General features: G+C 40.8%; 27 protein-coding genes. 22 read left to right on the top strand and 5 right to left on the bottom strand.

All coding sequences use genetic code 11. The features are described 5' to 3' along the window. The first annotated feature begins 60 nt into the window (after positions 1 to 60). From pabC to C1E24_RS13090, 10 genes are all read left to right on the top strand, one after another. The gene (gene pabC, locus C1E24_RS13135) at positions 61 to 852 is read left to right on the top strand and encodes an aminodeoxychorismate lyase (protein ID WP_171040893.1); all 792 of its coding nucleotides are present in this window, start codon (positions 61 to 63) and stop codon (positions 850 to 852) included. Beyond that, on the top strand, positions 845 to 1,834 hold the full coding sequence (gene mltG / locus C1E24_RS13130) for an endolytic transglycosylase MltG (protein ID WP_138482131.1): 990 nt from the start codon (positions 845 to 847) through the stop codon (positions 1,832 to 1,834). The genes pabC and mltG overlap by 8 nt, the downstream gene beginning before the upstream one ends. After that, positions 1,824 to 2,453 (top strand): dTMP kinase, encoded by a 630-nt coding sequence (tmk, locus tag C1E24_RS13125; protein ID WP_138482129.1) that lies wholly within the window; start codon positions 1,824 to 1,826, stop codon positions 2,451 to 2,453. Before mltG ends, tmk begins: the two co-directional genes overlap by 11 nt. Continuing rightward, on the top strand, positions 2,453 to 3,352 hold the full coding sequence (holB, locus tag C1E24_RS13120) for a DNA polymerase III subunit delta' (protein WP_138482127.1): 900 nt from the start codon (positions 2,453 to 2,455) through the stop codon (positions 3,350 to 3,352). The genes tmk and holB overlap by 1 nt, the downstream gene beginning before the upstream one ends. A gap of 9 nt (positions 3,353 to 3,361) precedes the next feature. Continuing rightward, positions 3,362 to 3,688: a PilZ domain-containing protein gene (locus C1E24_RS13115; protein ID WP_058030124.1), complete on the top strand. Its 327-nt coding sequence runs from the start codon at positions 3,362 to 3,364 to the stop codon at positions 3,686 to 3,688. Positions 3,689 to 3,696: 8 nt separating this feature from the next. Continuing rightward, positions 3,697 to 4,476 (top strand): TatD family hydrolase, encoded by a 780-nt coding sequence (locus tag C1E24_RS13110; RefSeq protein ID WP_138482125.1) that lies wholly within the window; start codon positions 3,697 to 3,699, stop codon positions 4,474 to 4,476. Between the two features lie 5 nt (positions 4,477 to 4,481). Next, positions 4,482 to 6,338 (top strand): metallophosphatase, encoded by a 1,857-nt coding sequence (locus C1E24_RS13105; protein ID WP_138482123.1) that lies wholly within the window; start codon positions 4,482 to 4,484, stop codon positions 6,336 to 6,338. A gap of 75 nt (positions 6,339 to 6,413) precedes the next feature. Beyond that, the gene (locus tag C1E24_RS13100) at positions 6,414 to 10,037 is read left to right on the top strand and encodes a sensor histidine kinase (RefSeq protein ID WP_138482121.1); all 3,624 of its coding nucleotides are present in this window, start codon (positions 6,414 to 6,416) and stop codon (positions 10,035 to 10,037) included. A gap of 114 nt (positions 10,038 to 10,151) precedes the next feature. Continuing rightward, positions 10,152 to 10,403, top strand: a complete 252-nt coding sequence (locus C1E24_RS13095; protein WP_138482119.1) for a succinate dehydrogenase assembly factor 2 — start codon at positions 10,152 to 10,154, stop codon at positions 10,401 to 10,403. A 49-nt stretch (positions 10,404 to 10,452) separates the two neighbouring features. Continuing rightward, entirely contained in the window at positions 10,453 to 10,827 is a 375-nt protein-coding gene (locus C1E24_RS13090) for a hypothetical protein (RefSeq protein ID WP_138482117.1), read from the top strand. 36 nt (positions 10,828 to 10,863) lie between these two features. On the opposite strand, the gene nadB is transcribed toward C1E24_RS13090, so the two are convergent. Continuing rightward, the gene (nadB, locus tag C1E24_RS13085) at positions 10,864 to 12,459 is read right to left on the bottom strand and encodes an L-aspartate oxidase (protein ID WP_138482115.1); all 1,596 of its coding nucleotides are present in this window, start codon (positions 12,457 to 12,459) and stop codon (positions 10,864 to 10,866) included. A gap of 235 nt (positions 12,460 to 12,694) precedes the next feature. Here nadB and rpoE point away from each other — a divergent pair, with 235 nt between their 5' ends. The 11 genes from rpoE (at position 12,695) to C1E24_RS13030 (ending at position 22,000) form a co-directional block, all read left to right on the top strand. Continuing rightward, positions 12,695 to 13,276: an RNA polymerase sigma factor RpoE gene (rpoE, locus tag C1E24_RS13080; protein ID WP_058030117.1), complete on the top strand. Its 582-nt coding sequence runs from the start codon at positions 12,695 to 12,697 to the stop codon at positions 13,274 to 13,276. Positions 13,277 to 13,278: 2 nt separating this feature from the next. Next, a complete protein-coding gene (locus tag C1E24_RS13075) occupies positions 13,279 to 13,884 on the top strand; it encodes a sigma-E factor negative regulatory protein (protein ID WP_138482113.1) in 606 nt (201 codons plus the stop codon). Then, the gene (locus C1E24_RS13070) at positions 13,884 to 14,834 is read left to right on the top strand and encodes a MucB/RseB C-terminal domain-containing protein (RefSeq protein WP_138482111.1); all 951 of its coding nucleotides are present in this window, start codon (positions 13,884 to 13,886) and stop codon (positions 14,832 to 14,834) included. Before C1E24_RS13075 ends, C1E24_RS13070 begins: the two co-directional genes overlap by 1 nt. Then, positions 14,831 to 15,280 carry a SoxR reducing system RseC family protein gene (locus C1E24_RS13065; protein ID WP_138482109.1) on the top strand — a complete coding sequence of 150 codons (450 nt, stop codon included), beginning with the start codon at positions 14,831 to 14,833 and terminating at the stop codon, positions 15,278 to 15,280. Before C1E24_RS13070 ends, C1E24_RS13065 begins: the two co-directional genes overlap by 4 nt. A 69-nt stretch (positions 15,281 to 15,349) precedes the next feature. Further along, complete coding sequence (lepA, locus tag C1E24_RS13060) at positions 15,350 to 17,137, top strand: translation elongation factor 4 (protein WP_138482107.1); 1,788 nt, start codon at positions 15,350 to 15,352, stop codon at positions 17,135 to 17,137. Between the two features lie 12 nt (positions 17,138 to 17,149). Next, positions 17,150 to 18,085, top strand: a complete 936-nt coding sequence (gene lepB, locus C1E24_RS13055; protein ID WP_138482106.1) for a signal peptidase I — start codon at positions 17,150 to 17,152, stop codon at positions 18,083 to 18,085. A 1-nt stretch (position 18,086) separates the two neighbouring features. Then, on the top strand, positions 18,087 to 18,764 hold the full coding sequence (rnc, locus tag C1E24_RS13050) for a ribonuclease III (RefSeq protein WP_138482104.1): 678 nt from the start codon (positions 18,087 to 18,089) through the stop codon (positions 18,762 to 18,764). Further along, positions 18,754 to 19,653: a GTPase Era gene (era, locus tag C1E24_RS13045; protein ID WP_138482101.1), complete on the top strand. Its 900-nt coding sequence runs from the start codon at positions 18,754 to 18,756 to the stop codon at positions 19,651 to 19,653. Before rnc ends, era begins: the two co-directional genes overlap by 11 nt. Next, positions 19,654 to 20,343, top strand: coding sequence for a DNA repair protein RecO (recO, locus tag C1E24_RS13040; protein ID WP_138482099.1), 690 nt, complete (start codon positions 19,654 to 19,656; stop codon positions 20,341 to 20,343). A 4-nt stretch (positions 20,344 to 20,347) separates the two neighbouring features. After that, complete coding sequence (gene pdxJ, locus C1E24_RS13035) at positions 20,348 to 21,082, top strand: pyridoxine 5'-phosphate synthase (protein ID WP_138482097.1); 735 nt, start codon at positions 20,348 to 20,350, stop codon at positions 21,080 to 21,082. Between the two features lie 72 nt (positions 21,083 to 21,154). Then, a complete protein-coding gene (locus C1E24_RS13030) occupies positions 21,155 to 22,000 on the top strand; it encodes a kinase (RefSeq protein ID WP_138482095.1) in 846 nt (281 codons plus the stop codon). A 6-nt stretch (positions 22,001 to 22,006) separates the two neighbouring features. Here the strand turns inward: C1E24_RS13030 and C1E24_RS13025 are convergent, their stop codons facing one another. Together C1E24_RS13025 and C1E24_RS13020 are read right to left on the bottom strand one after the other, a co-directional pair. Then, positions 22,007 to 22,987 carry a 2-hydroxyacid dehydrogenase gene (locus C1E24_RS13025; protein WP_138482205.1) on the bottom strand — a complete coding sequence of 327 codons (981 nt, stop codon included), beginning with the start codon at positions 22,985 to 22,987 and terminating at the stop codon, positions 22,007 to 22,009. Beyond that, on the bottom strand, positions 22,953 to 23,537 hold the full coding sequence (locus tag C1E24_RS13020) for a glutathione peroxidase (protein WP_404390166.1): 585 nt from the start codon (positions 23,535 to 23,537) through the stop codon (positions 22,953 to 22,955). Before C1E24_RS13020 ends, C1E24_RS13025 begins: the two co-directional genes overlap by 35 nt. 64 nt (positions 23,538 to 23,601) lie before the next feature. Between C1E24_RS13020 and C1E24_RS13015 the strand changes: the two genes are divergently transcribed. Continuing rightward, the gene (locus tag C1E24_RS13015; protein WP_138482093.1) at positions 23,602 to 24,486 is read left to right on the top strand and encodes an NAD(P)-dependent oxidoreductase; all 885 of its coding nucleotides are present in this window, start codon (positions 23,602 to 23,604) and stop codon (positions 24,484 to 24,486) included. A 56-nt stretch (positions 24,487 to 24,542) separates the two neighbouring features. Here C1E24_RS13015 and bcp read toward each other — a convergent pair whose 3' ends face one another. Both bcp and C1E24_RS13005 read right to left on the bottom strand, forming a co-directional pair. After that, a complete protein-coding gene (gene bcp / locus C1E24_RS13010; RefSeq protein ID WP_138482091.1) occupies positions 24,543 to 25,016 on the bottom strand; it encodes a thioredoxin-dependent thiol peroxidase in 474 nt (157 codons plus the stop codon). Positions 25,017 to 25,024: 8 nt separating this feature from the next. After that, entirely contained in the window at positions 25,025 to 25,558 is a 534-nt protein-coding gene (locus C1E24_RS13005) for a glycine cleavage system protein R (protein WP_138482089.1), read from the bottom strand. Positions 25,559 to 25,939: the final 381 nt, after the last annotated feature.

The following is a 25,939-nucleotide window of genomic DNA, read 5'->3' as shown; positions in this document are numbered from 1 at the left end:
TAAATACGGCGACAAACTAATAAAGAAAGCCTGGCAATGCCGGGCTTTTTTGTGATTAAAATGAGTTTAAAAATAACAACCACAATCACACCTCAAGACCGCGGCTTCCAATATGGCGATGGCTTTTTTACTACAGCAGCCATTAAATCAGGTAAAGTCCAACTCTGGGACTTACATCTCACACGCCTGCAATCATGTGCTAAAGCACTCCATTTTCCAAAAATTGATTGGCAACAGGTGCAATCCGAGTGTGAAAAGCATGTAATAGGGCATGAATTAGCCGTATTAAAAGTGGTTATCACCAGAGGTGAAGGAGGGCGTGGTTACCTAGCCCCTGATGAACCAAGCCTCAATGCAATTGTTTCCGTGCTTCCTTTTCCTACGCATTATGCTGATTGGCAGAGTCATGGGATCAAAGTAAGTACTTCAAACGTAAAACTTGGTCATCAGCCATTGTTGGCTGGCTTAAAAACGTTAAATAGACTTGAACAAGTGCTGATCAAACAAGATGCCAAGCAGTTTACTGATAGCCATGATGTGATAGTGTTAGACATTAATAATCAAGTAATTGAAACATCAGCTGGAAACTTGATTGGTTTTAAAAATGGTGAGTTTTTTACGCCAAAATTGTCTAAGGCAGGTATAAAAGGTGTTTACCTAAGTGCATTACAGCAAGTAAATCTCATTACTGAAGTTGAAGAGAGTATCGGCTTTTGGACTGATATGGACGCGTTGTTTACTTGTAATAGTTTGATGGAGTTAGTGCCAATTATTCAATTAGATACAAAACAGTTTGAGCTTGAAGCAGCTTTAATCGTCAAACAGAGTTTAATGAGTTCCTTATATGCTTAAGAAGATAACCGTAGCCTTTATGCTCTTGATGTTAATCGCTGCCGTATTCATTCAACAGCAAATAACACACTTTAAGCAGTTACAACTGACAAATATCCCTGAGTTGTTCGAAGTGAAACGAGGTACAGGTGTTCATCGACTTTGTAATGAGTGGTTAGCGAAAGGTAATATTGATTCGTGTTTTGCACTGCAAGTATATACCAAGTTATACCCTGCGAATACCTCGCTAAAACCAGGCTTATATGAGCTACAAAACTTAACCGTGTTAGAGGCCATTGATAAAATTTACCAAGGCCAGCAAAAACAGTTTAGTTTTACTGTGATTGAAGGTGACACTTTAAAAATGGTCCTCAATAAGCTCAAATCGGCTGATTTCATCGATTACGATATTGACGAGGCTAAGCTTTCAGAGCAATTAGAAGTGACTAACTATGCGGAAGGCTGGTTACTACCCGAAACTTATTTTTATCATGCAAACGACAGCGCGTTGTCGATTGTGACACGCGCACATGAGGCAATGAAAACAGAACTCGCGCAAGTTTGGGAAAATCGAATTGCTAATTTGCCACTGCAAAATGCTTATGAGGCACTAATATTGGCATCGATCATTGAGAAAGAAACGGGTTACGCTGGAGAGCGCAAAAAAATCGCTTCAGTGTTTATTAATCGACTCAATAAGAAAATGCGTTTGCAAACTGATCCTACGGTAATTTATGGATTGGGAGAACGATTTGATGGAGATATTAAACGCAAAGATTTAAAAGAGCATACGCCTTATAATACATACAGAATAAATGGTTTGCCGCCAACACCCATTGCCATGCCATCAAAAGAGGCAATCATAGCGGCGACTCAACCTGATACAACTGATTACTATTATTTTGTTGCCAAAGGCAACGGCCAGCATCAGTTTTCTAAAAACTTAACGGATCATAATAAGGCCGTAAGACAGTATATTTTAAAGAGAAGTAATGACAGCTAAATTTATTGTGATTGAAGGCCTTGAAGGGGCTGGTAAATCAACAGCAATGCAAATTTGCCAACAGTTTCTTGCAGATAAGCAAATTGACTTTATTAACACCCGAGAGCCGGGTGGCACGCCAATGGCTGAAGCACTTAGAACGCTTGTTAAAAACCAGTATGAAGAAGAAGTGGCAGGTGAAACTGAGCTACTTATTATGTACGCTGCACGAGCGCAGTTACTGCATAATGTGATCAGACCTAGCCTTGCTGCCAACAAGTGGATACTGGGTGACAGACATGACATGTCTTCACAAGCTTACCAAGGTGGTGGCAGAGGTTTATCTCAAGTAACATTGAACAGTCTTTCTGATATTGTATTACAAGGTTTAAAACCCGATCTCACCTTATATCTGGACATTTCACCAGAGGTGGGTTTATCACGCGCACGTGGGCGTGGAGAGCTCGATAGAATTGAGTTAGAAGCGATTGAGTTTTTCGAAAAAACTCGCGCTCGTTATTTAGCATTAGCTGAATCAGATGAGAATTGCGTGGTCATAAACGCAGAGCAAGCGATAGATAAAGTGCATGCTGATATTTTGGCGGCATTAGAAAACTTTTATCAGCAGGTTAATTTGTGATGATGCCTTGGTTAGAGCGTCCTTGGCAACAGCTCAATACGAGCTTTAAAGCGGGTCGCTTTCATCATGCTCAGCTGCTTGCTGGGTTGCAAGGAGTAGGCAAGTTAGCATTAGCAAAGGGGCTGGCTGATGCCATCTTGTGTGAAAATACTTCAGAGCTTTTGGCATGTGGCCAATGTAAAAGTTGTGCCTTAATTGCAGCACAAACTCACCCTGATAAACTGCTTGTCAGCTCTGAGGGTGCGACCATAGGTGTCGATGAAATAAGAGCAATCGCCGATTTCATCTATCATTCGGCGCAGCAAGGTGGCAACAAAGTAGTTATTGTTCACCAAGCGCATAAAATGACGCATTCAGCGGCCAATGCATTGCTAAAAACACTTGAAGAGCCAAACGCAAAACGCTTTTTGATTTTAACTTGTGATGATGTCGCGCAATTGCCAGCGACGATTGTGAGTCGCTGTGCAAAGAGCGATATAGCGGTTCAATCCGAGCCGCAAGTTAGGACTTGGTTGATGCAACAATTAGGTGATTACGCTGAACAGCCATGGATTAATTTGTTTATGTCGCAGCCTTTAAAAATTGAGCATTGGTTTGAAACGGGTCAAGTTGAACAAATTAACCAATTATTCCATAGTATTGACACTCTCAATCATGCGGCGGATGTTTCGCAATGTGTTGAATTATTGATAAAATCGCCAGAATTGGTCAATGAAATGGGGCGCTTTGTTCAAGGGCGAATAAAGCAAGCTTTATACGATGGTGCTGACTTCGCAAAGATTACAGTCGCACAACAGGCTTTGGTTGACTTTATAAAGGATCATCAACAGATCCCAGGCTTGAATTTACAATTAGCCTTGCTTAAGTTATTTACAGCCCTAAAACAGGCTTTGCAGTAGGGGAGCACTATGCAAGTTTTACTTCTAGATTTTGAAGATTTTGACGAGTTATATCGTTGTTACATGCCCGCATTAAAGCACGGCGGCTTGTTTGTTAAAACTAACTCTCGCTTTGATATGGGGCAGCCTTTATCGCTGCGCGTGACTTTGCCAGATGCATTAGAAGAAGATGTCATTGAAGGCAAAGTAGTATGGATAACACCGCAAGGCGCGCAAAATTCAAATCCACCAGGCGTGGGCGTTGGCTTTTCTGAGGGGAATGAAACAGTCAACGATAAAATCATAAAGTTGCTGGGGACAGCACTTAATTCAGAAAAACCCACCTACACCATGTAAGAGTAGTTATGATTGTAGATTCGCACTGCCATTTAGATAGATTAGATTTTGATAAACTTGGTTTATCACTCCCAGAAGCATTAGATGCAGCAAGACAAAAGCAAGTCGAGCACTTTTTATGTGTAAGCGTCACACTAGATCAATTCCCGAGTATGCTTGAAAAAGTACAAGCATTTGATGATATTTCAGTCTCATGTGGTGTGCACCCTTTAAACCAAGAGCAAGCCTTGGATAAAAGTCAGTTATTGTCACTGGCTCAACACGATAAAGTGGTTGCGATTGGTGAAACGGGCCTAGACTATTACTACTCAAAAGACACGCACTCTGTGCAACAAGAGAGTTTTGTTGGACACATAGAAGTGGCTAATGAACTACAAAAGCCGCTGATCATTCATACCCGAGATGCCCGAACTGATACCATAGATCTTATGAAAGCCCATGGTGCCGATAAATGCGGTGGTGTTTTGCATTGTTTTACTGAAGATTGGTCGATGGCAAAACAAGCTCTTGATTTGGGTTTTTATATTTCAATCTCAGGTATTGTGACATTTAAAAACGCGGTTGAATTAAAAGAGGTGGTGAAACAAATTCCACTAGATAGATTACTCATCGAAACTGATTCTCCTTACCTTGCACCAGTGCCTTATCGTGGCAAAACAAACCAGCCTGCTTATGTGCAAGATGTTGCCTATTATATTGCTGACTTAAAAGGTATCACATATAAAGAGCTCGCAACGGCAACAACAAACAACTTCTATGATCTATTTAGCTTAGCCAAGCGCAAATAATCGTCATGTCAGTTGTAAACACACATCTTCCAGAACTTTTACTTGGGCCGATGGTTCGTCGGGCTGAGGCTAGTAATGTGTGTTTGCAACTGGTCACTTCAATGCCTCGGGCTGTACGTTTTGAGTTTACAGGCACTGAGGTTGAAAACGAAGTACTCGAAATACCACTGGGTAAGCATTGTTTTTTCTATATAGTCAATGTGAAACCAAAAAGTGGTGAGTTTATTACCGATACAAAAATAGGCTATACGTTGTATCTCGATGAGGTTAAAACGGATTTGTCAGCTTATTGTTATCCTGATGCCAGTACGCCTGAGTTTGTGATCCCAAATGTTTTAAAACAGGTATTGCATGGCTCTTGTCGTAACCCGCATTACCCTGTAGAAGATTCGTTGGCGAGTGCAGATGAAACGCTATCTCAAGCGAGACTCAATCAAACAACAGCACCAACCTTATTATTACTTTCTGGCGACCAGATTTATGCCGATGATGTGGCAGGACCAATGTTGCAGGCGATTTATACAGTTATTGAGCAACTTTGCTTATACAAAGAATCACGGACTGAGTTCATAAATCTACCTGATAACTTATCAGAGCAATTATTTGCAAGAACGCCGCACTTACCAAAAACACCATGGCAAGAGCGTTCAAAACGCAGTTTAGGATATTGGCTTCGCAAAGATGAACCGCACTTCACTAGCGCGCATGCAGTCAATCACCTAGTTTATTTAGAAGAGTTTGTTGCTTATTATTTATTGGCGCATAGTGAAGCGTGCTGGCGGTTATTTGATTTTGAAAAAGCACATTTTAAAACTACCAACGCCAAACAAACTGATTTATATGAATTACAAAAAAACAGCCTAAAGGGGTTTGTAAAGAGTTTACCAAAGGTGGCAAGGCTGTTTGCGAATCTCTCAACTTTGATGATGTTTGACGACCATGATGTAACAGATGATTGGAATTTAACCGCCCAGTGGGAACAAAACATTTCGTCGAATCCTGCCAGTCAACGGATCATCAGTAATGGTTTACTTTCTTATTGGCTATTTCAAGGGCTGGGTAATGACGCAGGTTCAATGTCTAAAACGCTTTTAACTCATTTCAACGCTAGTCTAAAGACATGTGAATGGGAGCTAACAAAATTTGATACGCACCTTCATCAGTTCGATAACTGGCATTACTGCCTTGAAACAACGCCGAAGCTGGTTGTATTAGATACAAGAACCCACCGTTGGCGAAATGAGCAAGACTTTAATGAGCCTAGTGGCTTAATGGACTGGGAAATGCTGATGTTTCTTCAAACTCAACTTCAGCATCAAAAAGAAACAATTATTGTGTCTCCTGCGCCAGTATTTGGGGTAAAAGCCATTGAAGCGGTGCAAGCCATTTTCAACGCCTGTGGGCATCCTTTGGTGGTGGATGTTGAAAACTGGATGGCCCATGAAGGGGCAGCCAGAAAACTTATGGACATTTTTAGGCGAAGTGATACGCCGATAGAAACTATTATTTTATCGGGCGACGTACATTATTCGTTTTGCTTTTCTGTGCAAGCACGCTTTGGGCAACACGATAACCGGATTTGGCAATTAACTGCATCAGGTATTAAAAATGAATTCCCTAAAACGCTATTGAAGTGTTTTGATCATTTAGACTCATTTTTATACGCGAGATGGAGCCCGCTCAACTTTTTTACTAAACGTTGGCAAATGAAAGTGACCAAGCATCTTTGTCGCTCTGAGCATTTGCGCTCACCTTATCTCTTATCTCACGCTGCAATCAGCCTCATTGAGCTTGAGAACAACAAACTTGCAGGCTACTACCTGTTACATGCTGACGGCACAAAGAGCGACTTCGAACTCTAAAAACTTGTTTATTTTTTAGTGAGTTTTAATTGCTTTGCTATATTTAAAACACTTTGGTGTGTTTGATGGCAGGGTATGAGAGCGACAATTCTATCTTTTTTATTTCTGCTTTTTTCTAGTCAATTGGTACTGGCTGTGCCGCAGTTTACCGATACGGCGCAGATAATGCGTTCTTACGATTATAGTGCAGGTCTCACGCAAAGCTCGATTACAGCGCTAGCTCAAGACCAGTTTGGCTATATTTGGGTGGGCACTCAAGCAGGCTTAAATAGATTTGATGGTCATGAATTCAAACAGTTTAAACCAAAACAACAAGACAAAAATAGCCTCTCAGGTGGTTTCATCACCGACATTTGCATTAGTGATCAAGATGTATGGATAGGTACACACACAGGGTTAAGTCGATACAATACGCAAAATGGGCGATTTCATTCCTTTTTGGCAAGTGACTATGACGCGATTACATCTGACAGAGTGAATGATTTAACTTGTCAAAGCGCCCATGTATTGGTTTCTAGCGCTAATGGTGAGAGTTATCAAATTAATAAAAGTACGTTAGAAGTAAGCCGCTCTGCCATTGTTGGCAATTTCATTCGTTCACCAGAGACACAAAATAACAATATTTATTATCTCACTGACAAAGGTCTAATGAAAATTAACGAGCAGCAACAGTCTCTGTTGTTATTTGAAGGTGAGTTCAAGATGCTCAAGGTCAGGGGGCAAAGAGTATTCCTGCTGACTAAAAGTGAAGAACTGATCGTTTATGATTTGTTATACAGCAGAGTCTTATGGTCGAAAACGTTTGCTGAGGTCTCGAACATCACCCTCAATAATTTGTATCTTTCGACCAATGAAATATTGCTCGCTACAAACAACGGTGTCTATTTATTCCATTTCGATGGCACTTTGTTAAATCATTGGTACAAACGGCAGCAAGTAAATGGCCTTCAAGATAATAATATTTTGTCAGTAATGAGAGATGGCAATAAAGGCATTTGGATTGGTACAGAGACCCGAGGGCTACATTTTTTTAGCCAACTTAGTGAGTCATTTGGACATGTTAGTACAGATAACTATCCAGATTCGCCTTTATCTACGCCAGACACTCGTAGCTTTGCCATTGATAAACAAGATAGAGTTTGGGTAGGCACCTCCGCTGGTGTTTATATTTTTAATGGGCAAGGGTTTATTGAGTCTCAATTTATTTATAAGGCGTTAGTTGCTGTACAAGGCAGTTTCATCACAAAGTTATTTATGTATGGCAGCGATTTATGGATAACAACACGAGGTAATGGTGTATTTCGGTTCTCATTTGAAACTGAAACTCTTGACCATTTCAAGCCCGATTTTGGCAATGGGCCGGAGTTAAGTTTTAACGACATTACTCTTTATGACGGCGTGTTATTACTCTCTTCAAGAACAATGGGTTTGATGTTTTTTAATGAAAATACGAGTAAGTTAATGCCGTATTTTGCAAGTTCACTTGATGCACCTTCTCATGTTTCTTCATTGCTTGTTGTAAAAGAAGAGCTCTGGTTTGGCAGTATTGGCAATGGATTATTCCGCTATAAAGGGGATGAACTACAACAGATTAATACATCAGATGGCTTACTATCTAATTTGGTTTTCATGCTTGTTCAAGATGCTTATGGCAGAGTATGGGTCGCCAGTGAGCAAGGGATCACGCTGATCCATAGCGACTTTAGTATCGACCGTACTTTCACACAAAATGAAGGGTTAAGTAATACAGCAATTTGGGGTCTGATTTATGACGGTGTTGGGCACGTTTGGGCTGGAACAAGTGGTGGGCTCAGCCGCATTGATATTAGTAACTTTAATGTGCACAACTTTTCGCCGACAGATGGTATTCAAGATAATGAATTTAATTATAATGCAGCTTGGTTGGCACCTGATGGGCGGTTGTTTGTTGGTGGCGCGAAAGGGTTTAATCAATTCTACCCGCAGAAACTCGATGTAGATAATTCAGCAAGGCCCCTGTTAGTCAGTGAAATCGAGCTATTGGGCAAATCACTCAAGCCTTCAGATGGCTCAGTATTGTCGGTTGCCCCTGAGCTGGTTGAGGGGCTAAACTTAAAGCATAACCAAGACATCATTTCTTTGAACTATTCCAGCTTGGACTATGGCGCAGAGCAAAATCAGTTTTATTATCGTGTTATAGGATTGAGCGAGCAATGGTTAAAACTTGCAAATGGGGTAAGACAAGTAAGTTTATTAAAACTCAAGCCTGGCAACTATATTATCGAAGCTTATACCATTAACCGTTTTAATGTCGCTTCACCAGTTCATCAATTCACACTCAGTATTGCAGCACCTTGGTGGTGGAATACTAGCTCTAAAAGCTTTTATATCTTTTTAGTATTAACCCTCATAGCCTCTGTTGTTTATGCCCGCCAACAGAGATACAAAAAAGTTGTTCGTGACAATATTAAAATGTCAGAGTTGAGGCAGCGCTTAGAGTGGTCACTCTGGGCAAGTGGTGACGAGCTTTGGGATTGGCATGTGAATAGCAATCAAATATATCGTCATACAGTGTCTTCGAAAGTTGATTATGGGAATGCGGTCAAAGTGATGACCATTGATGACTTTGATCAATTTGTCCATCCAAAAGACTGTATATTGGTTGAAGAAAAAGTACGTGAATGTATAGAAGGCAAAACAGACAGCTATGAAATAGCAATACGAGTTAAAGACTTATTTGAGCAATGGACTTGGGTACTCGATAGAGGAAAAGTCGTTAAACGTGATCAGAGTGGCAAAGCAACACGCATAGCAGGGGCGTTAAAGGACATTGCGGAACTTAAGAAAAATCAAGAAGCTTTACAAAAGTTGAACGAGCAATTAGAGATTAATGTCGCAATGCGAACCGATGAACTTTATAAAAAGAATCAGAAACTTGAGCAAGCTATGATGGAGCTGCAACATACACAACAAGAACTTATCGAAAGTGAAAAAATGGCGTCATTAGGTAGTTTAGTCGCAGGGGTTGCCCACGAAATAAACACGCCTTTAGGTGTTGCATTGACGGCACTTACATACAACCAAGAAAGTTTGGCTGCGATAGAGCATAAGCTTGAGAGCAGGTCACTGAGGCAGCAAGATTTAAATAATGCAATCAATGAACAAAACCAAGGCTATGCACTGATTTTAAGAAACTTAGATAGGGCGCAAAGCTTAATTAGTAACTTCAAGCAAGTTGCTGTTGACCAATCAAGCGAACAAGCAAGAAACATCTTTATAAAATCTTATCTAAAAGAAGTATTTGATTCATTGGTCCCCTTAACAAAGGGAAAGCAAATAGAGATAGACATAGAAGGCGAAGATTTTGAATTGCACACTTATCCTGGCGCAATATATCAAGTAATGACTAATTTATTGAACAATTCGATGATCCATGGTTTTGAAGGCGTTGATTCTGGCAATATCAAAGTTTCTATTCACCAAGAAGGAGAATTTTGGCATCTGAGCTATGACGAAAATGGTAAGGGAATGAGTGCTGAAATGCTTAAAGCAGTGTTTGACCCTTTTGTAACCACTAAACGGAATCAAGGCGGATGCGGTTTGGGCATGCATATAGTTTATAACCTGATTACGCAGCTTTTAAAAGGGGAAATCAAATGTCGCTCCACATTAGGGGAGGGCATCAATATAAAACTGAAATTGCCTGTCGAGTTACTCTAAGATTACTGATATACATTGCTTAATATCAACTTTTCGGCTGTGTAGCATTTTAATGTGTTACCTGATTTTATATACTCACTACTCTAGATTATTCTAATTACTTTGAGGTTATAGATGACTCAGCTTTTTCCAAAATCACGACTAAAATGGGCCTGTAGAAGGGGAATGCTAGAACTCGATGTACTGCTTGGACCGTTTGTTGATGAAGCTTTTGACGAGTTGCCTGACCCTGAAAAACTAATTTTTCAACGTTTACTCGAAGTGGAAGATCCTGATTTATTTGCTTGGTTTATGGGCCATGAAAAGTGTCCAGATCCAGAGCTAAACAAAATGGTTCAGTTTATACTTGGCCGCGTCAAAGTATAAAATCATATTTGCAGATAACCGGCAAGACTTCAGGGTCATAGTGCTTTTCTTGTCGGTTTTAAGCTTTGCCACCTTTCTCGTTTCTGCACATCTGATTTCTTTCTTGTTTATTTGCATCGCTGCAGTTTTAGCGTTTTTACTTTTTTATAAAATTACCCAAGATACGACGCCACTTAGTGGAACACTGTTACTTGACTGTGAAGATAATTATATCGAAGTGCATAGTGAAAGGGCGGTATCTGGGCATATTATTTCAGCACAACTAAAGTTTTCCGTCTTATCTTTAAAAATCAGAACCACCCAAGAAAAATCAGAAACCATACAACTTCTGGCTTCTTCGATGAGTGAAAAAGATTGGCGAAAAATATGCCGATTCGCTTTGAATGAAAAAGATCCAATCCTCAAAAATGATTCGAACATTTAAGAGGATCGGTTTTGAAGAGCGAGAACCGCTTTTTGTCTATGGTTTTAAAACCGTGGGTGTGGGGTTAACACTCTGCTCAGGGTAGTCGAGTGTGTAGTGCAAGCCACGACTCTCTTTACGCTCCAACGCACTACGAATAATTAATTCAGCAACTTGTACTAGGTTTCTAAGTTCTAACAAGTTATTACTAACTCTGAAGTTGGCATAATATTCTTGGATCTCTTGTTGTAAGAGTTCGACACGCCTTAAGGCACGCTCCAAGCGTTTTGTCGATCGAACTATGCCGACATAATCCCACATAAACAATCTTAGCTCATGCCAATTATGGGTGATCACGACTTCTTCGTCTGAATTGCCTACTTGGCTTTCATCCCATTGATTGATTCCATCAGGGGCTTGTGATTTTTCGAGTTTAGATAAAATATCCTTGGCTGCTGCATGTGCGAACACAATGCACTCTAGTAATGAGTTACTCGCCATACGGTTTGCGCCGTGCAGACCTGTATAAGCGACTTCTCCAATAGCATATAGATTTTGTAAGTCGGTCTGACCATTAAAATCTGTCATTACACCACCACAGGTATAATGTGCTGCTGGTACAACAGGAATTGGTTCTTTTGTAATATCTAGCCCTACACTCAAACACTTGGCGTAAATTGTGGGGAAGTGCTCAATAATAAAGTCTTTGTCTTTGTGCGAGATGTCTAAGTAAACACAATTAGCACCTAAACGCTTCATTTCGAAATCAATCGCTCTGGCAACAATATCACGCGGTGCGAGTTCTTCGCGCTCGTCAAAATCAGGCATAAATCGCGTTCCATCTGGGCGCTTTAAGTGGGCACCTTCACCGCGCATTGCTTCTGTTATCAAAAAGTTTTGCAACTCGGGGTGATAGAGGCTAGTTGGATGGAATTGATTAAATTCCATGTTCGCAACACGACAACCAGCGCGCCACGCCATTGCGATACCGTCACCGCTAGACACATCAGGGTTAGAAGTATAAAGATAGACTTTACTCGCGCCACCGGTTGCAAGGGCAACAAACTTAGCAGAAATCGTTTCTACTTTGTCGGCAAGGCGATTATAAACATAGACACCTTTTACAGGCTGTATGTCACACTCAGTATCTTTTACCAAATCAATGGCATTGTAGTTTTCAAGCAGCTTAATATTGTTATGAGATTGTACTTGGCTAACTAAGGTAGTTTGAACGGCCTTACCTGTTGCATCCGCGGCATGCAGAATACGTCTGTGGCTATGTCCACCTTCACGTGTTAAGTGATAGCGCTCTTTACCTTTGCTATCAAACTCCATGTCGAAAGGAACACCTTGTTCAATTAACCATTTTAAACAAGCTTTTGCATTACTTGCCGTGTAGTGCACAGCATCCCTGTCACATAAACCGCCGCCGGCTGCTAACGTGTCTTCAACGTGCGATTCAATACTGTCATTTTTTTTATCAAAAACAGCTGCTATGCCACCTTGAGCATAAAGTGTAGACCCTTCTTTTAAAGACCCTTTACTGATCACCGTAACGCTACAGTGCTCAGCAAGTGAAAGTGCAAGGCTCAATCCGGCAGCACCACTACCAATGACAACCACGTCAGTTTCATGGTTATTGATTTGTTTCATATTCGAATCTTCGTTTTTCTATGTGATGTACATTAACAAGTGTACTATGATCGTAAAAGTACGAACGTTTGGCCAAAATAGACTTTCAAAAAGAGGTTATTTTAGGCGTTTGAACGATATTTTAAAAAAAATTTCAAAAAAACAGAACTTTTTATTTATTAGTGTGTCTCAATTGCTGTGAAAGATGGCAACTCACATTTAGTTACAATTATAAAAAAGAGGAGTACCGGCTCGAATGAGCGAGCAGGAATTGGATTTAGCATTGGTCAAGCGGGTACAGCAAGGAGATAAAAACGCCTTCAACCTCTTAGTTGCCAAATATCAAAACAGAATCGCAGGTCTTATCTCTCGATATGTATCAAATCAAAGCGATATAGCAGACGTAGCACAAGAAGCGTTTATAAAAGCGTATCGTGCTCTGCCTAATTTTAGAGGCGAGAGTGCATTTTATACTTGGCTGTACCGTATTGCGGTTAACTGTTCTAAAAATTATTTGGTGGCTCAAGGTCGTAAACCGCCAGCCAACGATATTGATGCAGAAGAAGCTGAACTCTACGACAACGCAGATTCTCTTCGTTCAAATGCATCACCCGAGAATTTATTGCTGAGTGATGAAGTTAAAGCAGTTATTTATAAAACCATAGATGGCTTGCCTGATGACTTAAAAACAGCCATTACCCTTCGTGAAATAGAGGGGATGAGCTATGAGGAAATTGCAGTGATTATGGACTGTCCGGTTGGAACAGTCAGATCGCGAATTTTCAGAGCGCGAGAAGCAATTGATAATAATTTAAACCCAATGATTAGTGAGTCTTAAATATGGCCCAAGCTAATAAAGCTGAGAATGAACAAGTAAGCACTTCAGAGATCTTTGACGGTGAGCGCATCCTAGATGATGCAAGTTTAAGTCAATTAGACTCTGAAAAGTTTTCGCGTTATGCCATGATTGGTGATGCATTGAGAGCTAAAAGCGACAATGCAATAACGATTGACATTACTGCAAGCGTTGCAGCAGCATTGGCTGATGAACCTTGCCACAATGTAAAAGGCATTGAAGAAGTCGCTCATCAACCTGCGCAATCTAATGTTGTCAGTATCAGTAGTTGGAAAAAGCCGTTTTCTCAAATTGCGATAGCGGCGAGCGTTGCATTAGTTGCGGTATTAGGTGTAAACACTATGCAGCAGACACCTGTTGTTGGTGATGATTTACCTGTACTACAGTCCATTCCTGTGGCGGGTGGTGTTGCTCCGGTGAGTTTTTCATCTGAGGGTTCTGCATTACAAAGTGCCCAGCAAGGAGTAAGAGAGCTTCAGCAGCAACGCATTGGCGCACTTGTTCTTGAACATCAACGTCAATCTAGAATGGCCCACGCTTTACATCAGGCAAAAACTGAAAAAGTAGAAGAGAATAAAGAATCTAATTAATGAAGCCGTTTATTTTTCTTATTAGTTTATGTTTTTCTATAGTAGTTCAGGCATCTGAGCTACTTTCTGCAAAACAGTTACTTCAAAATATGGCAACTGCTGTGCATCAAAGAAATTTTGATGCTTCTTTTGTAGTGATGAAAGAAAAGGGTATGGAGCCATACCGTTGGTTACATGCCCAACATCAAAATCAAGAGTTAGAGCTGTTAAGTTTACTTAATGGTGCAGGCCTTGAAATTGTCCGTGTTGATGACAAGGTCACTTACTTTGAGCCACAATCGACACCTTATTCAATTAAAACTGACACAATTGCTGGCCCAATCCCTGAAGTGCTTTTTAAAGACATAGCGGTTTTAGAACAAGATTATGATTTTGTTCTTGGCGGAAAAGGGCGGATCGCAGGACGTCCTGCTCAGCTCGTTCGTTTAGAATCAAAAGACAGTGGTAAATACAATTACTGGCTGTGGATCGATACCGAATCATCACTGTTATTAAAAGCGGCATATGTGAATCAAGTGGGTGAATTGCTTGAACAACTTCAGCTTACGCATATAAGTGTCACCCCAGAGCCTGCACAACAGCTTGTCGAGCTCTTAAACAGAGAGTTTCCTGAACCAACTCTAGTTAGTGAAAATGTGATAAGCCCACAATCTCAGTCTAATTGGCAGATCGATTGGTTACCACAAGGGTTTACCTTGTTAAAAGCCGATAGGCATAAATTAGATTTAAATAATGAGCTTGCAGATTATTATTTATTTTCAGACGGGTTAGTTGAGTTTTCAGTGTTTGTGCAAAGACCGCTGGCTGGTAAAAGGCCCAGTGGCGCGTTATCATCGGGTGCAACAACTGTTTATGTTCACAACTCAGGTGCTTTTGATGTATCTGTGGTAGGTAAAATTCCACCGCAAACAGCAAAGAGCATTGCTGAGTCTGTAAAACGAGCTCTATGATAGAACAAACCTTGAGTGTCGCGAAAATTCGCGGCACAACTGCTTATCTTCAAGCCGAACCAAAACCAGCCTGTGAAGGATGTAATGGCAAATGTGGTTCACAAATATTTAGCCGCCTTTTTGGTACATATAAGAAACTCTTTCCCATTGACCTAAATGAATCGGTTGAAGTTGGTCAAAAAATAAAACTATCCCTTGATGATAGTCAGCTAGTGAATCATGGCGCTTGGGTCTATATGGCACCATTAATGGGTGCATTTATAATGATGTTCATTGGCGCACTTTTGTTAAATTTATCTGAACCATTACAGATTTTGTTTGCGTTAATGGGTGGTGTGTTGGGGTTTTTATTAGCACGTTATCGAGTTAGTCGCATTAAACACCAAGTAAAAGTGGTAAAAATTTACCCAATTAGTTTCTCTGTGAAGCAAATAGATGGTGATTAGCGCAAATAAAATGTAAAATCCCACCCTAATATCTAATTTAATGACTTAAGAAGTTTAGAATCCAGAAATATGAAGCATATCCGTAACTTTTCTATTATCGCCCATATCGACCATGGCAAATCAACTTTGTCTGACCGCTTAATCCAAGTCTGTGGTGGTTTAACAGATCGTGAAATGCAGCAGCAAGTTCTGGATTCGATGGACATCGAACGTGAGCGTGGTATCACAATCAAAGCACAGAGTGTAACGTTAAACTACACGGCTGATGATGGTGAAACTTACCAACTTAATTTCATTGATACGCCAGGACACGTTGACTTCACCTATGAAGTATCACGTTCACTTGCGGCGTGTGAAGGTGCACTATTAGTTGTAGACGCGGGTCAAGGTGTAGAAGCACAAACCCTAGCAAACTGCTATACAGCGATTGAAATGGACTTAGAAGTTATTCCAATTTTAAACAAAATTGACTTACCTCAGGCCGATCCACTCCGCGTTGCTGAAGAAATTGAAGAAATTGTGGGTATTGACGCGTTAGAAGCTGTTCAATGTTCAGCAAAAACAGGTATAGGCATCAAAGATGTATTAGAAAATATTGTACGCGATGTACCACCGCCAGTAGGCAATCCTGAAGCACCTCTTCAGGCGCTAATTATCGATTCATGGTTTGACCCATACCAAGGCGTTGTATCACTGGTACGTATTAAACATGGTGAATTACGTAAAGGTGATAAAATCAAGATTATGTCAACTGATCAAACACATATTGCTGATCATGTTGGTATTTTCACGCCTAAGCAGACAAATACTGGAGTGTTGAAGACTGGTGAAGTAGGCTTTGTGATTGCGGGTATTAAAGATATCCATGGTGCACCTGTAGGTGACACAATCACCCTGACACAAAATGCAGCGCCTGAACGCTTACCTGGTTTCCAACGCGTTAAGCCACAGGTTTACGCGGGTATGTTCCCGATTGCTTCAGACGAATATGAAGCTTTCCGTGATGCGCTTAACAAGCTAAGCCTGAATGATGCGTCATTATTCTTCGAGCCTGAAAACTCAACGGCACTTGGTTTTGGTTTCCGTGTTGGCTTCTTAGGTATGCTACACATGGAAATTATTCAAGAACGTCTAGAACGTGAATACAACATGGATCTTATTACTACTGCGCCAACGGTAGTGTATGAGGTAGAAACAAAAGATGGTGTTATTCAAATTGATAACCCGTCAGAGTTACCTCCAGTTAATGACATCATCGAAATTCGTGAGCCGATTGTTGAAGCGAATATCCTTGTGCCGCAAGAATACCTTGGTAATGTAATTACATTATGTATTGAGAAGCGTGGTGTTCAAACTAAGATGGCTTACCACGGAAACCAAGTTTCTGTGACGTATGAGCTACCAATGGCGGAAGTTGTGATGGATTTCTTTGATAAGCTTAAGTCAACAAGTCGCGGTTTTGCGTCACTAGATTATAACTTTAAGCGCTTCCAAGCTTCTGATATGGTTAGGGTTGATATTCTAATTAACGGCGACCGTGTTGATGCATTGGCGATTATAGCGCACCGTGAAGGCTCGCAGCAGCGTGGCCGTCAGTTGGCTGATGCGTTGAAAGAGCTAATTCCTCGTCAAATGTTCGATATTGCGATCCAAGCAGCTATCGGTACGCATGTTATTGCGCGTACAACAGTTAAGCAGTTACGTAAGAACGTAATCGCGAAATGTTACGGTGGTGACGTGAGTCGTAAGAAAAAGCTACTTCAAAAACAAAAAGAAGGTAAAAAGCGAATGAAGCAATTGGGTAACGTTGAAGTTCCTCAAGATGCATTCTTAGCAATCCTTAAAGTAGGTAAATAACAGGACTTATTAATGGCAGGCTATTTTTCTGTATTCTTGGTGCTTTTGACTCTTGGGTCAGGCTTGATCTGGTTGATTGACCACTACATGTTCGCACCAAAGCGAAAAGAACGAATTGCGTTGGCACAAGGTGCTACGCAGACTCCTCTTGATGATGATGTGATTGCGCAGATTGCCCCTGAGCCTGCCATTGTAGAGGGTGCAAAATCGATTTTTCCGATGATTGCTGCGATCACCATCTTTCGTTCGTTTATTTTTGAACCATTTCAAATACCATCAGGCTCTATGATGCCAACACTATTAGATGGTGATTTTATTTTGGTTCAAAAATATGCGTATGGCATTAAGGATCCGGTTTGGCGTTCACAGATGATTGAAGTCGGTGAACCTGAGCGCGGCGATATTACGGTATTTAAATTCCCACTGGATGAGCGAATTGACTTTATTAAACGTGTCATTGGCTTACCGGGAGATAGTATTGTGTATCGTAACCGCCAACTTTTTATCAAGCCTAATTGTGAAGCAGGTAAAGAGCGCACTGACAACCTAGTGTGTGGTGAATACAATAAAATAGGTCTTGATATTGTAAACCGTGATGAATTTATGCAAGGACCAATGCCTTTGGTAAGACTGACTGAAGACTTACCAGGTGCACAACATGACATTCTAATAAATCCACAAGCTTTAGAATCTACTGATCGCTATTACCAGCAAACTGGTACTCGTAAAGATGAGTGGGTTGTACCGAAAGACAGTTATTTTGTAATGGGTGATAACCGTAATAACAGTCAAGATGGTCGTATGTGGGGGTTTGTTCCTAAAGAAAACTTAGTGGGCAAAGCTGTATTTATTTGGATGAGTTTTGATTTTGATAATGGCCCAGATAGCCTGTTACCAGGGTGGGTTCCAACCGGTGTTCGTTTTGAACGCCTAGGTAATATTCAATAAAATGAAAAGAAGTGTAGCAGAATTATATAAAAAAATAGGCTATGAATTTAGTGACGAGTCATTGCTTGAACAAGCCATGACTCACCGTAGTCATAAAGGCCAACATAATGAACGTTTGGAGTTTCTAGGCGATTCTATCTTGAGCTACGTGATAGCCGATGCGTTATACAAAAAGTTTCCTAAAGCACGTGAAGGCGATTTAAGTCGCATGCGCTCGACGCTTGTACGCGGTCAAACTTTAGCTGAATTTGGTGTTGAGTTTAATTTAGGTGATTACCTTCGTTTAGGCCCAGGTGAATTAAAAAGCGGTGGCTTTAGACGCGAATCAACACTTGCCGACGCTGTTGAGGCGATCATTGGCGCAGTTTTCTTAGATTCAGATATTGATTCTTGTACTAAGCTTATTTTGACATGGTATGAATCTCGTTTAGCGGCAATTTCTCCGGGTCACAATCAAAAAGATCCGAAAACATTATTGCAAGAGTTTCTACAGGCTCGAAAACTGCCTTTACCTAATTACACAGTGATCGACACGAAAGGTCAGGCACATAACCAGACATTCACGGTTGAATGTGAAGTGGAAGGGATGGAAAGCATTATTTCTGTGGGCAGTTCTCGTCGCAAGGCGGAACAAAAAGCAGCAGAGCAAGCATTGAAGATTTTAAAGAATGACGCCTAATACGCACTGCGGCATGATCGCAATCGTTGGTCGCCCTAACGTGGGTAAATCAACGTTACTAAACAAAATTGTTGAACAAAAAGTCAGTATCACCTCGCGTAAACCGCAAACTACCCGTCACCGTATTATGGGTATTCATACTGAAGACAACTATCAAGCCGTTTATGTTGACACGCCGGGTCTTCATATTGAAGAAAAACGTGCGATTAACCGTTTAATGAACCGTGCAGCGTCAAGCTCAATTGGTGATGTTGAACTGATCATCTTTGTGGTCGAAGGCACGCTGTGGACGAAAGACGATGAAATGGTACTAAAAAAAGTCCAAGACAGTGGTCGTCCAGTGCTTATCGTTATGAACAAAACAGATAACGTAAAAGACAAAGAAGCCGTACTTCCACACATGCAGTGGTTAAGTGAGCAGGGCAACTTTGTTGGCATCGTACCAATTTCTGCCAAAATCGGTAAGAATATCGATATGGTAAAAGATGAAGTTCGCAAACGCCTTCCTGCATGCGAGTTTTACTTCCCTGAAGATTACGTTACCGATCGCTCAATGCGCTTCTTAGCGGCCGAAATCATTCGTGAAAAGCTGATGCGTTTTATGGGTGACGAACTCCCTTACTCTGTGACCGTAGAAATCGAACAGTTTAAATGGCAAGACAATGGTGTTTGGCAGATCAATGGTTTGATCTTAGTCGAGCGTCAATCACAAAAGCGTATGGTGATAGGTAACAAAGGTGAAAAGCTTAAGGTTATCGGTCGCGAAGCTCGTAAAGACCTGGAAGATATGCTTGATAACAAAGTATTTCTTGAGTTATGGGTAAAAGTGAAATCTGGCTGGGCTGACGATGAGCGTGCACTTCGCTCTTTAGGTTACGGAGAAGACTGATTGCATAACGACTTTCGACAAGCTTACTTGCTGCATAGACGTCCGTACAGTGACTCTCAGGCCATGCTAAGTATGCTTGTTGAAGGTGTAGGGCACCTAACCATGTTGGCTAGACTCAAAGGCAAACAGTCGGTTAAACACAGTGCTCAACTTCAACCATTCACCCCAATTTTGTGCCGTTATGCTGGCAACTTCGACCTTAAATATTTAAATCAATTCGAATTAGTACAAAACCCACTTCCTTTAAAAGGCAAGCCGCTATATTGTGCGTTTTATTTGAATGAGCTCAGTTATAGAGTGATCCCAGCCAGTGAGCCACAAGAGTACATTTACGAGCTATATCAAAAACACTTAAAACAACTAGTAGACTGTAATGACTTTGAACCCGTATTACGTTCTTATGAGTATCAGTTACTTGAAGCTTTGGGGTTTGGGGTTGAGTTTGACGTGGATGCCGATGGTGATGAGATAAAAGATAAATATTATTACCAATATATTCCAGAATTAGGCTTTGTTGTTACCGACAACCCGCAAATGGGGTTTAATGGTAAAGTACTTAATCGTATGGCAAGCGGGGAGTTTGCAGATCCTGAGGTGCGCAAACCTGCAAAGTATTTAAGTCGGTATTTATTAAAACCACTTTTAGGAAACAAGGCTTTAAAGAGCCGAGAATTATTTTTATCAAGGTAAGGCAATGAAAGATATTTTATTAGGCGTTAACGTCGACCATATTGCAACGCTTAGACAAGCTCGTGGTACAAGTTATCCAGACCCAGCGCATGCGGCAGCGGTTGCTGAGCATGCAGGTGCTGATGGTATTACCATACATTTACGTGAAGACAGACGTCATATTCAAGACCGAGATGTCTATGTAATGGCAAAAACCATTCAAACCCGTATGAATCTTGAAATCGCGCTGACTGAAGAAATGATCAATATCGCGCTCGAAGTGAAGCCTGCATATGTGTGCCTAGTACCTGAAAAGCGTGAAGAATTAACCACTGAAGGTGGCCTTGATGTTATTTCACATCAAGCAGCAATCACCGACGCAGTAAGCAAACTAGAAGCTGCGGGTATTAAAGTATCGTTATTCATTGATGCTGATAAAGCACAAATTGATGCTGCAAAAGCAACGGGAGCACCTTATATCGAGATCCACACAGGTGCTTATGCCGATGCCGAAACAGATAAAGAAATGACACAAGAGCTTGAGCGCATTCGTGAAGGCGTGAAATATGCGCACGGTCTAGGGATCATAGTGAATGCAGGTCACGGTCTGCATTATCACAATGTAAAGCCGATTGCTGAAATGCCTGAAATCTATGAGCTGAACATTGGCCACGCCATCATTGCACGCGCAGCGATTGATGGCCTTGAAAAAGCCGTGCGTGATATGAAGCGTATCATGTTAGAAGCAAGACAAGCTTAATAAGCTTACACGTACTCTAAAAGGCCGCCCATGCGGCCTTTTCTATATGTGTTTCATTTATAAGAGGTCAATATGCGTTGGCAAACAGAATTTTTAGAAAAACATACTCTTTTAAAAAGTTACCCAGAAAATGTGCAGTGTGTGATCGACTGGTTAGAGCCATTATTATCACATCAAAAGAGCCCATTTTGTTTAGCCATTAATGGTGCTCAGGGCAGTGGTAAATCAACATTATCAGCTTATATAAAGAGTTACTTAGAGAGCCAAGGTTTTGTTACTGAGATTGTTTCTTTAGACGACTTTTATTTATCAAAAGCACAAAGAGCAGAGCGAGCTATTCAATACCATCCACTTTTCAAAGTACGAGGCGTGCCAGGTACGCACGATACTGCTTTTGGCATTGAGCAAGTAAAACGATTTAAAAATAGTGAGAATTTTATCCTGCCTCGTTTTAATAAGGCGACCGATGAGCCATATAGCAGTGCTAACTGGTTAAAATGCACAAATAAGCCCAAGGTGCTTATTTTTGAAGGTTGGTGTTTAGGACTACTGCCACAAAGTGAAGCGCAGTTAAATATACCTATGAATAATCTTGAAGCAACGAAAGACTCAAATGGGAAGTATCGTGCCCGAGTGAACCAATTTTTATCGGATGAGTATCAAACCTTGTTTTCACTTTTCGATAAAATAGTCTTTTTGAATGCGCAAAGCTTCGAGCGTGTTTATAGTTGGCGTTTGCAGCAAGAGCATCAGCTAATAAAACAAGCAGGGTCTGGCATGAGTGATGAAGAAGTCACTACCTTTATTCAATATTTTGAGCGATTAACGCGTTGGGGTATCGAAAGCCTGAGTGCGCGTAGCGACTTGCACATCAAGCTTGATGAAAACAGACAATTTAGCGTGGCTACACGAACTTAGTTTAAGTTAGCTCACTTCATTCAATAGTGGTTTGTTTTGACTAAAGTTACACAAGTTACCAACTGTCACATCAGCAATTTGCTCCAGTGCCTCTTCTGTGAAGAAACCCTGATGACCTGTAATAAGTACATTAGGAAAACTCACTAAGCGAGCGAATAAGTCATCTTGCAAAATTTCTTCACTGCGATTTTTGAAGAACAACTCAGATTCTTGTTCATAAACATCTAAGCCTAAGTAACCTAATTTTCTTGATTTAAGAGCTTGAATACAGGCTGTAGTATCTATGAGGGCACCACGACTAGTATTAATGAGCATGACTCCGTCTTGCATTTTATTAAACGCAGTTTCATCAATAATATGATGAGTTGCTTCATTTAAAGGACAGTGCAACGAAATGATGTCACTTTGGGCCAATAACATATCTAGGCTAACTTGAGTATAAGAGCCTTCGCCAACATTGGGATCAAACACTAAAACTTCTGCACCAAAGCCATTGAGAATTCGGATCAAGGCTTGGCCAATTTTCCCTGCACCAACAATACCGACTGTTTTTTTATGCAGATTAAAACCGAGTAAGCCATTTAGGTCGAAGTTATCTTCTCTTACTCGGTTATAAGCTTTATGGGTTTTACGACTGAGCGTCAACATTAAGGCAATACAATGCTCTGCAACGGCTTCAGGGCTGTAGGCCGGTACACGAACTACGGTGATCCCGAGTTTTTTAGCGCATGCTATATCGACATTATTAAAGCCTGCGCATCTTAACGCGATACAGCGTATGCCCTGCTCAGCTAATAGTTCTAAAACAGGGCTTGATAAGTCATCGTTTACAAAGGCGCAGACAGCTTGAAAGCCTGAACATAGTGATGCAGTTTGCACATTTAATGCTTCGCTAAAATGCGAGACGCTAATATTGCTGATAGTTGATAATGCGTGTTCGAAATAGGGTTGTTCATACCTTTGCGAGCTGAACAAGGCGACTTTCATCATAAAGCTGACTCTCAATAGCTGTTTTTAGTGATTCTGGTTTAGTTCTAGGCGCATAACGTGCGACGAGTTCACCTTTTGAGTTTACTAAAAACTTAGTGAAATTCCATTTAATTGCCCGATTTTGCACTATGCCTCGTGTATGGGTTTTCAAATAGTTGAAAATAGGGTGTGCATCAGGACCAAGCACATGATGTTTTTGAGAAATATAAAAGCTGGCAGTGAAGTACTTGTTATAAGAGTCGAGTAAAGGCTCACCAGATAAAGGTTCGCTATGACCAAATTGATCACAGGGTACTGCTAATATTTCAAAACCATCTTTTTTGTATTCTTTGTAGAGAGATTCTAATCCGGCAACTTGGTTTGCAAAGCTGCATTTACTGGCAATGTTTACGATGAGTAAGGTTTTACCTTCAAAGGTACTCATTGGAAGTTTTTTGCCATTAAGTAAATCAATACTGTATCTATAAATGTTATCCATAATTAATACATCCAAAGCGAGTAGATTGCTTTTTATTTTTAATCCGCATGTGTCTATTTCATTTGCCATACCCAAGCGTCTTGGGTATAAAAGCTCCAATCTTCATACCCTAACAAAGAAATAGGACAATTTTATGTCAATGAATGTGGCTTTTATCGGTTTAGGTGTCATGGGCTTTCCAATGGCTGGACATTTACAGAAAGCGGGTTACCAGGTAACCGTGTTTAATCGCACCACAGCCAAAGCTGAAGCTTGGGCTAAAGAGCATGGTGGTGACTTTGCAATTACGCCAAAATTGGCAGCAGAGCAGGCTGAAATTGTATTTATGTGTGTTGGTAATGACGATGACTTACGCTCGGTTGTTTATGGAGAAGAAGGCGTGCTTGCCGGTATGAAGTCGGGTGCTATTTTAGTCGACCATACGACCACATCGGCAAAAGTCGCGAAAGAAGTGGCTGAAAAGGCGGCTGAACAATCAGTCACATTTCTTGATGCGCCCGTATCAGGTGGTCAGGCCGGAGCTGAAAATGGCGTATTAACTGTTATGGTAGGTGGTGAACAATTAGTTTTTGATAAAGTTCAACCTGTCATGTCTGCGTTTAGCCGTTTTAGCCAGTTACTAGGGCCAGTTGGTGCAGGTCAAACTTGTAAAATGGTCAATCAGATTTGTATTGCAGGTGTAGTACAAGGGTTAGCAGAGGGCCTTCATTTTGCTAAACAAGCTGGTCTTGATGGTGAAAAAGTGATTGAGACAATTTCAAAAGGCGCTGCTGGTTCATGGCAAATGGAAAACCGTTATAAAACCATGCTAGCGGGTGAATATGAGTTTGGCTTTGCGGTAGATTGGATGCGTAAAGATTTGGGCATTGCCCTTGATGAAGCGCGAAACAACGGCGCAAGCATTCCACTGACAGCAATGGTTGACCAGTATTATGCCGATGTACAAGCTTTAGGTGGTGGTCGTTTTGATACATCGAGTTTATTAGCACGCTTAGATGCGATTCACGACAAGAAGTAGCGTAAAACAAAAAAGGTATGCGTTTAGCATACCTTTTTACTTTTAGAAGAATACGATTATGCGTTTTCTTTTAGGAAACTAATGACAACTTCGTGATGGTCTTTAGTCTTAAATTTATTAAACACATGTTTGATTTTGCCGTCTTGAGACACTAAGAAACTGATTCTGTGAATACCATCGTATTCTTTACCCATAAACTTCTTTAATCCCCAAACGCCGAACGCATCTGCAATGGCATGGTCTTCGTCAGATAATAGGTCAAAGTTTAACTCTTTCTTAGTTTCAAAGTTCTTTAAACGCTTGATTGGATCTGGGCTAATACCAACCGCAACAGTATTAAGTTCCGCAAGTTGTGCTTTCTCATTACGCAGATTTTCAGCTTGAACCGTGCAACCAGGTGTTGACGCTTTAGGATAGAAGTAAACTAAAACTTGGTTTGATTCTAATAAGGTTTTTAGTTCGACTGTTTCGTCATTTTGGTTTTGTAACGAGAATAAAGGTGCGTTGTCACCTGCTTTTAATGTGTTCATATATATCCTTAGCGAATACGTCTTAAAATGTAATCTACATTGAGTGTACTTGAAAGTGCTTCGAATTGTACTTTGAAATCGTCAAGATCGATCTGTGCAGGTAAATTTAATTCTAGCTCACAGCGCATATGTAATTCATTGTCTTGTTCATACGTGTCAGATTTTAACGATGCGATACTGACATTATGTTCTGCGATAAAACGTGTCACTTTGCTGAGTGTGCCAGGCGCATCTATGCCAGTGTATTCTAAATTATAGGCACCAATATAATCGTCTTCGGTATGAGAACTGGTACGTTTCATCATTGTAAGCAAACCGAGCTCCATGCCTTTTACTGGTAGGGTGTGCTCAACACGGCTGATGGCGGCCATATCGCCACTAAGAAGCATTATGAAGGTAAACTCTCGCCCTAGAATGGCGATACGACTATCAATGATATTGCAATGGCAGTCGCTGACGAGTTGAGTGAGTTCACTAACGATGCCAGAGCGATCTTCGCCGATTGCAGTTAGTACTAATTGTTGGTTTGTAAATGCGGTCATTAAGTCGCCAAATTAATTTATTTGTTTCGTATGCATCTAAACGAAAACAGCAATGCTGTTTCTCTAAGTAAAATGCGTTTTCTTAATGCTTTATTTCGACACAACAGAACATTACATGCTTTGAGCTAGCGCAAGTTCATCATGCTTGTCGAATTTTAAAATATTCGATAATTTACTTTTTGCATTGCGCTGAGCAAAAGCCATCTGAGCATTCAGACAATGTGTTTGTTAATGTATTAAACATGCACAAACCTTCTCCAATGAAAAAGCCGCGCGAGAGTGTATCACAATACGCTTAATAACGCACAGTAACTGTGGTTATCAACTTTTAAAAGCTGGCGTTTCTTGTGTTTGTGTGGATAGACAAGTAACATATTGAGA

This window comes from Pseudoalteromonas phenolica (assembly GCF_005876835.1).
In the GTDB taxonomy this organism is placed as follows: domain Bacteria; phylum Pseudomonadota; class Gammaproteobacteria; order Enterobacterales; family Alteromonadaceae; genus Pseudoalteromonas; species Pseudoalteromonas phenolica_B.
The sequence above is the reverse complement of the archived record's forward strand: the minus strand, read 5'-3'. Positions and strand labels throughout refer to the sequence as shown.

Coding starts and splice junctions, on each gene's coding strand:
- pabC (WP_171040893.1), top strand. CDS start 61: ATGAGTTTAAAAATAACAACCACAATCACACCTCAAGACCGCGGCTTC.
- mltG (WP_138482131.1), top strand. CDS start 845: ATGCTTAAGAAGATAACCGTAGCCTTTATGCTCTTGATGTTAATCGCT.
- tmk (WP_138482129.1), top strand. CDS start 1,824: ATGACAGCTAAATTTATTGTGATTGAAGGCCTTGAAGGGGCTGGTAAA.
- holB (WP_138482127.1), top strand. CDS start 2,453: ATGATGCCTTGGTTAGAGCGTCCTTGGCAACAGCTCAATACGAGCTTT.
- C1E24_RS13115 (WP_058030124.1), top strand. CDS start 3,362: ATGCAAGTTTTACTTCTAGATTTTGAAGATTTTGACGAGTTATATCGT.
- C1E24_RS13110 (WP_138482125.1), top strand. CDS start 3,697: ATGATTGTAGATTCGCACTGCCATTTAGATAGATTAGATTTTGATAAA.
- C1E24_RS13105 (WP_138482123.1), top strand. CDS start 4,482: ATGTCAGTTGTAAACACACATCTTCCAGAACTTTTACTTGGGCCGATG.
- C1E24_RS13100 (WP_138482121.1), top strand. CDS start 6,414: ATGAGAGCGACAATTCTATCTTTTTTATTTCTGCTTTTTTCTAGTCAA.
- C1E24_RS13095 (WP_138482119.1), top strand. CDS start 10,152: ATGACTCAGCTTTTTCCAAAATCACGACTAAAATGGGCCTGTAGAAGG.
- nadB (WP_138482115.1), bottom strand. CDS start 12,459: ATGAAACAAATCAATAACCATGAAACTGACGTGGTTGTCATTGGTAGT.
- rpoE (WP_058030117.1), top strand. CDS start 12,695: ATGAGCGAGCAGGAATTGGATTTAGCATTGGTCAAGCGGGTACAGCAA.
- C1E24_RS13075 (WP_138482113.1), top strand. CDS start 13,279: ATGGCCCAAGCTAATAAAGCTGAGAATGAACAAGTAAGCACTTCAGAG.
- C1E24_RS13070 (WP_138482111.1), top strand. CDS start 13,884: ATGAAGCCGTTTATTTTTCTTATTAGTTTATGTTTTTCTATAGTAGTT.
- C1E24_RS13065 (WP_138482109.1), top strand. CDS start 14,831: ATGATAGAACAAACCTTGAGTGTCGCGAAAATTCGCGGCACAACTGCT.
- lepA (WP_138482107.1), top strand. CDS start 15,350: ATGAAGCATATCCGTAACTTTTCTATTATCGCCCATATCGACCATGGC.
- lepB (WP_138482106.1), top strand. CDS start 17,150: ATGGCAGGCTATTTTTCTGTATTCTTGGTGCTTTTGACTCTTGGGTCA.
- rnc (WP_138482104.1), top strand. CDS start 18,087: ATGAAAAGAAGTGTAGCAGAATTATATAAAAAAATAGGCTATGAATTT.
- era (WP_138482101.1), top strand. CDS start 18,754: ATGACGCCTAATACGCACTGCGGCATGATCGCAATCGTTGGTCGCCCT.
- pdxJ (WP_138482097.1), top strand. CDS start 20,348: ATGAAAGATATTTTATTAGGCGTTAACGTCGACCATATTGCAACGCTT.
- C1E24_RS13030 (WP_138482095.1), top strand. CDS start 21,155: ATGCGTTGGCAAACAGAATTTTTAGAAAAACATACTCTTTTAAAAAGT.
- C1E24_RS13025 (WP_138482205.1), bottom strand. CDS start 22,987: ATGAAAGTCGCCTTGTTCAGCTCGCAAAGGTATGAACAACCCTATTTC.
- C1E24_RS13020 (WP_404390166.1), bottom strand. CDS start 23,537: ATGGCAAATGAAATAGACACATGCGGATTAAAAATAAAAAGCAATCTA.
- C1E24_RS13015 (WP_138482093.1), top strand. CDS start 23,602: ATGTCAATGAATGTGGCTTTTATCGGTTTAGGTGTCATGGGCTTTCCA.
- bcp (WP_138482091.1), bottom strand. CDS start 25,016: ATGAACACATTAAAAGCAGGTGACAACGCACCTTTATTCTCGTTACAA.
- C1E24_RS13005 (WP_138482089.1), bottom strand. CDS start 25,558: ATGACCGCATTTACAAACCAACAATTAGTACTAACTGCAATCGGCGAA.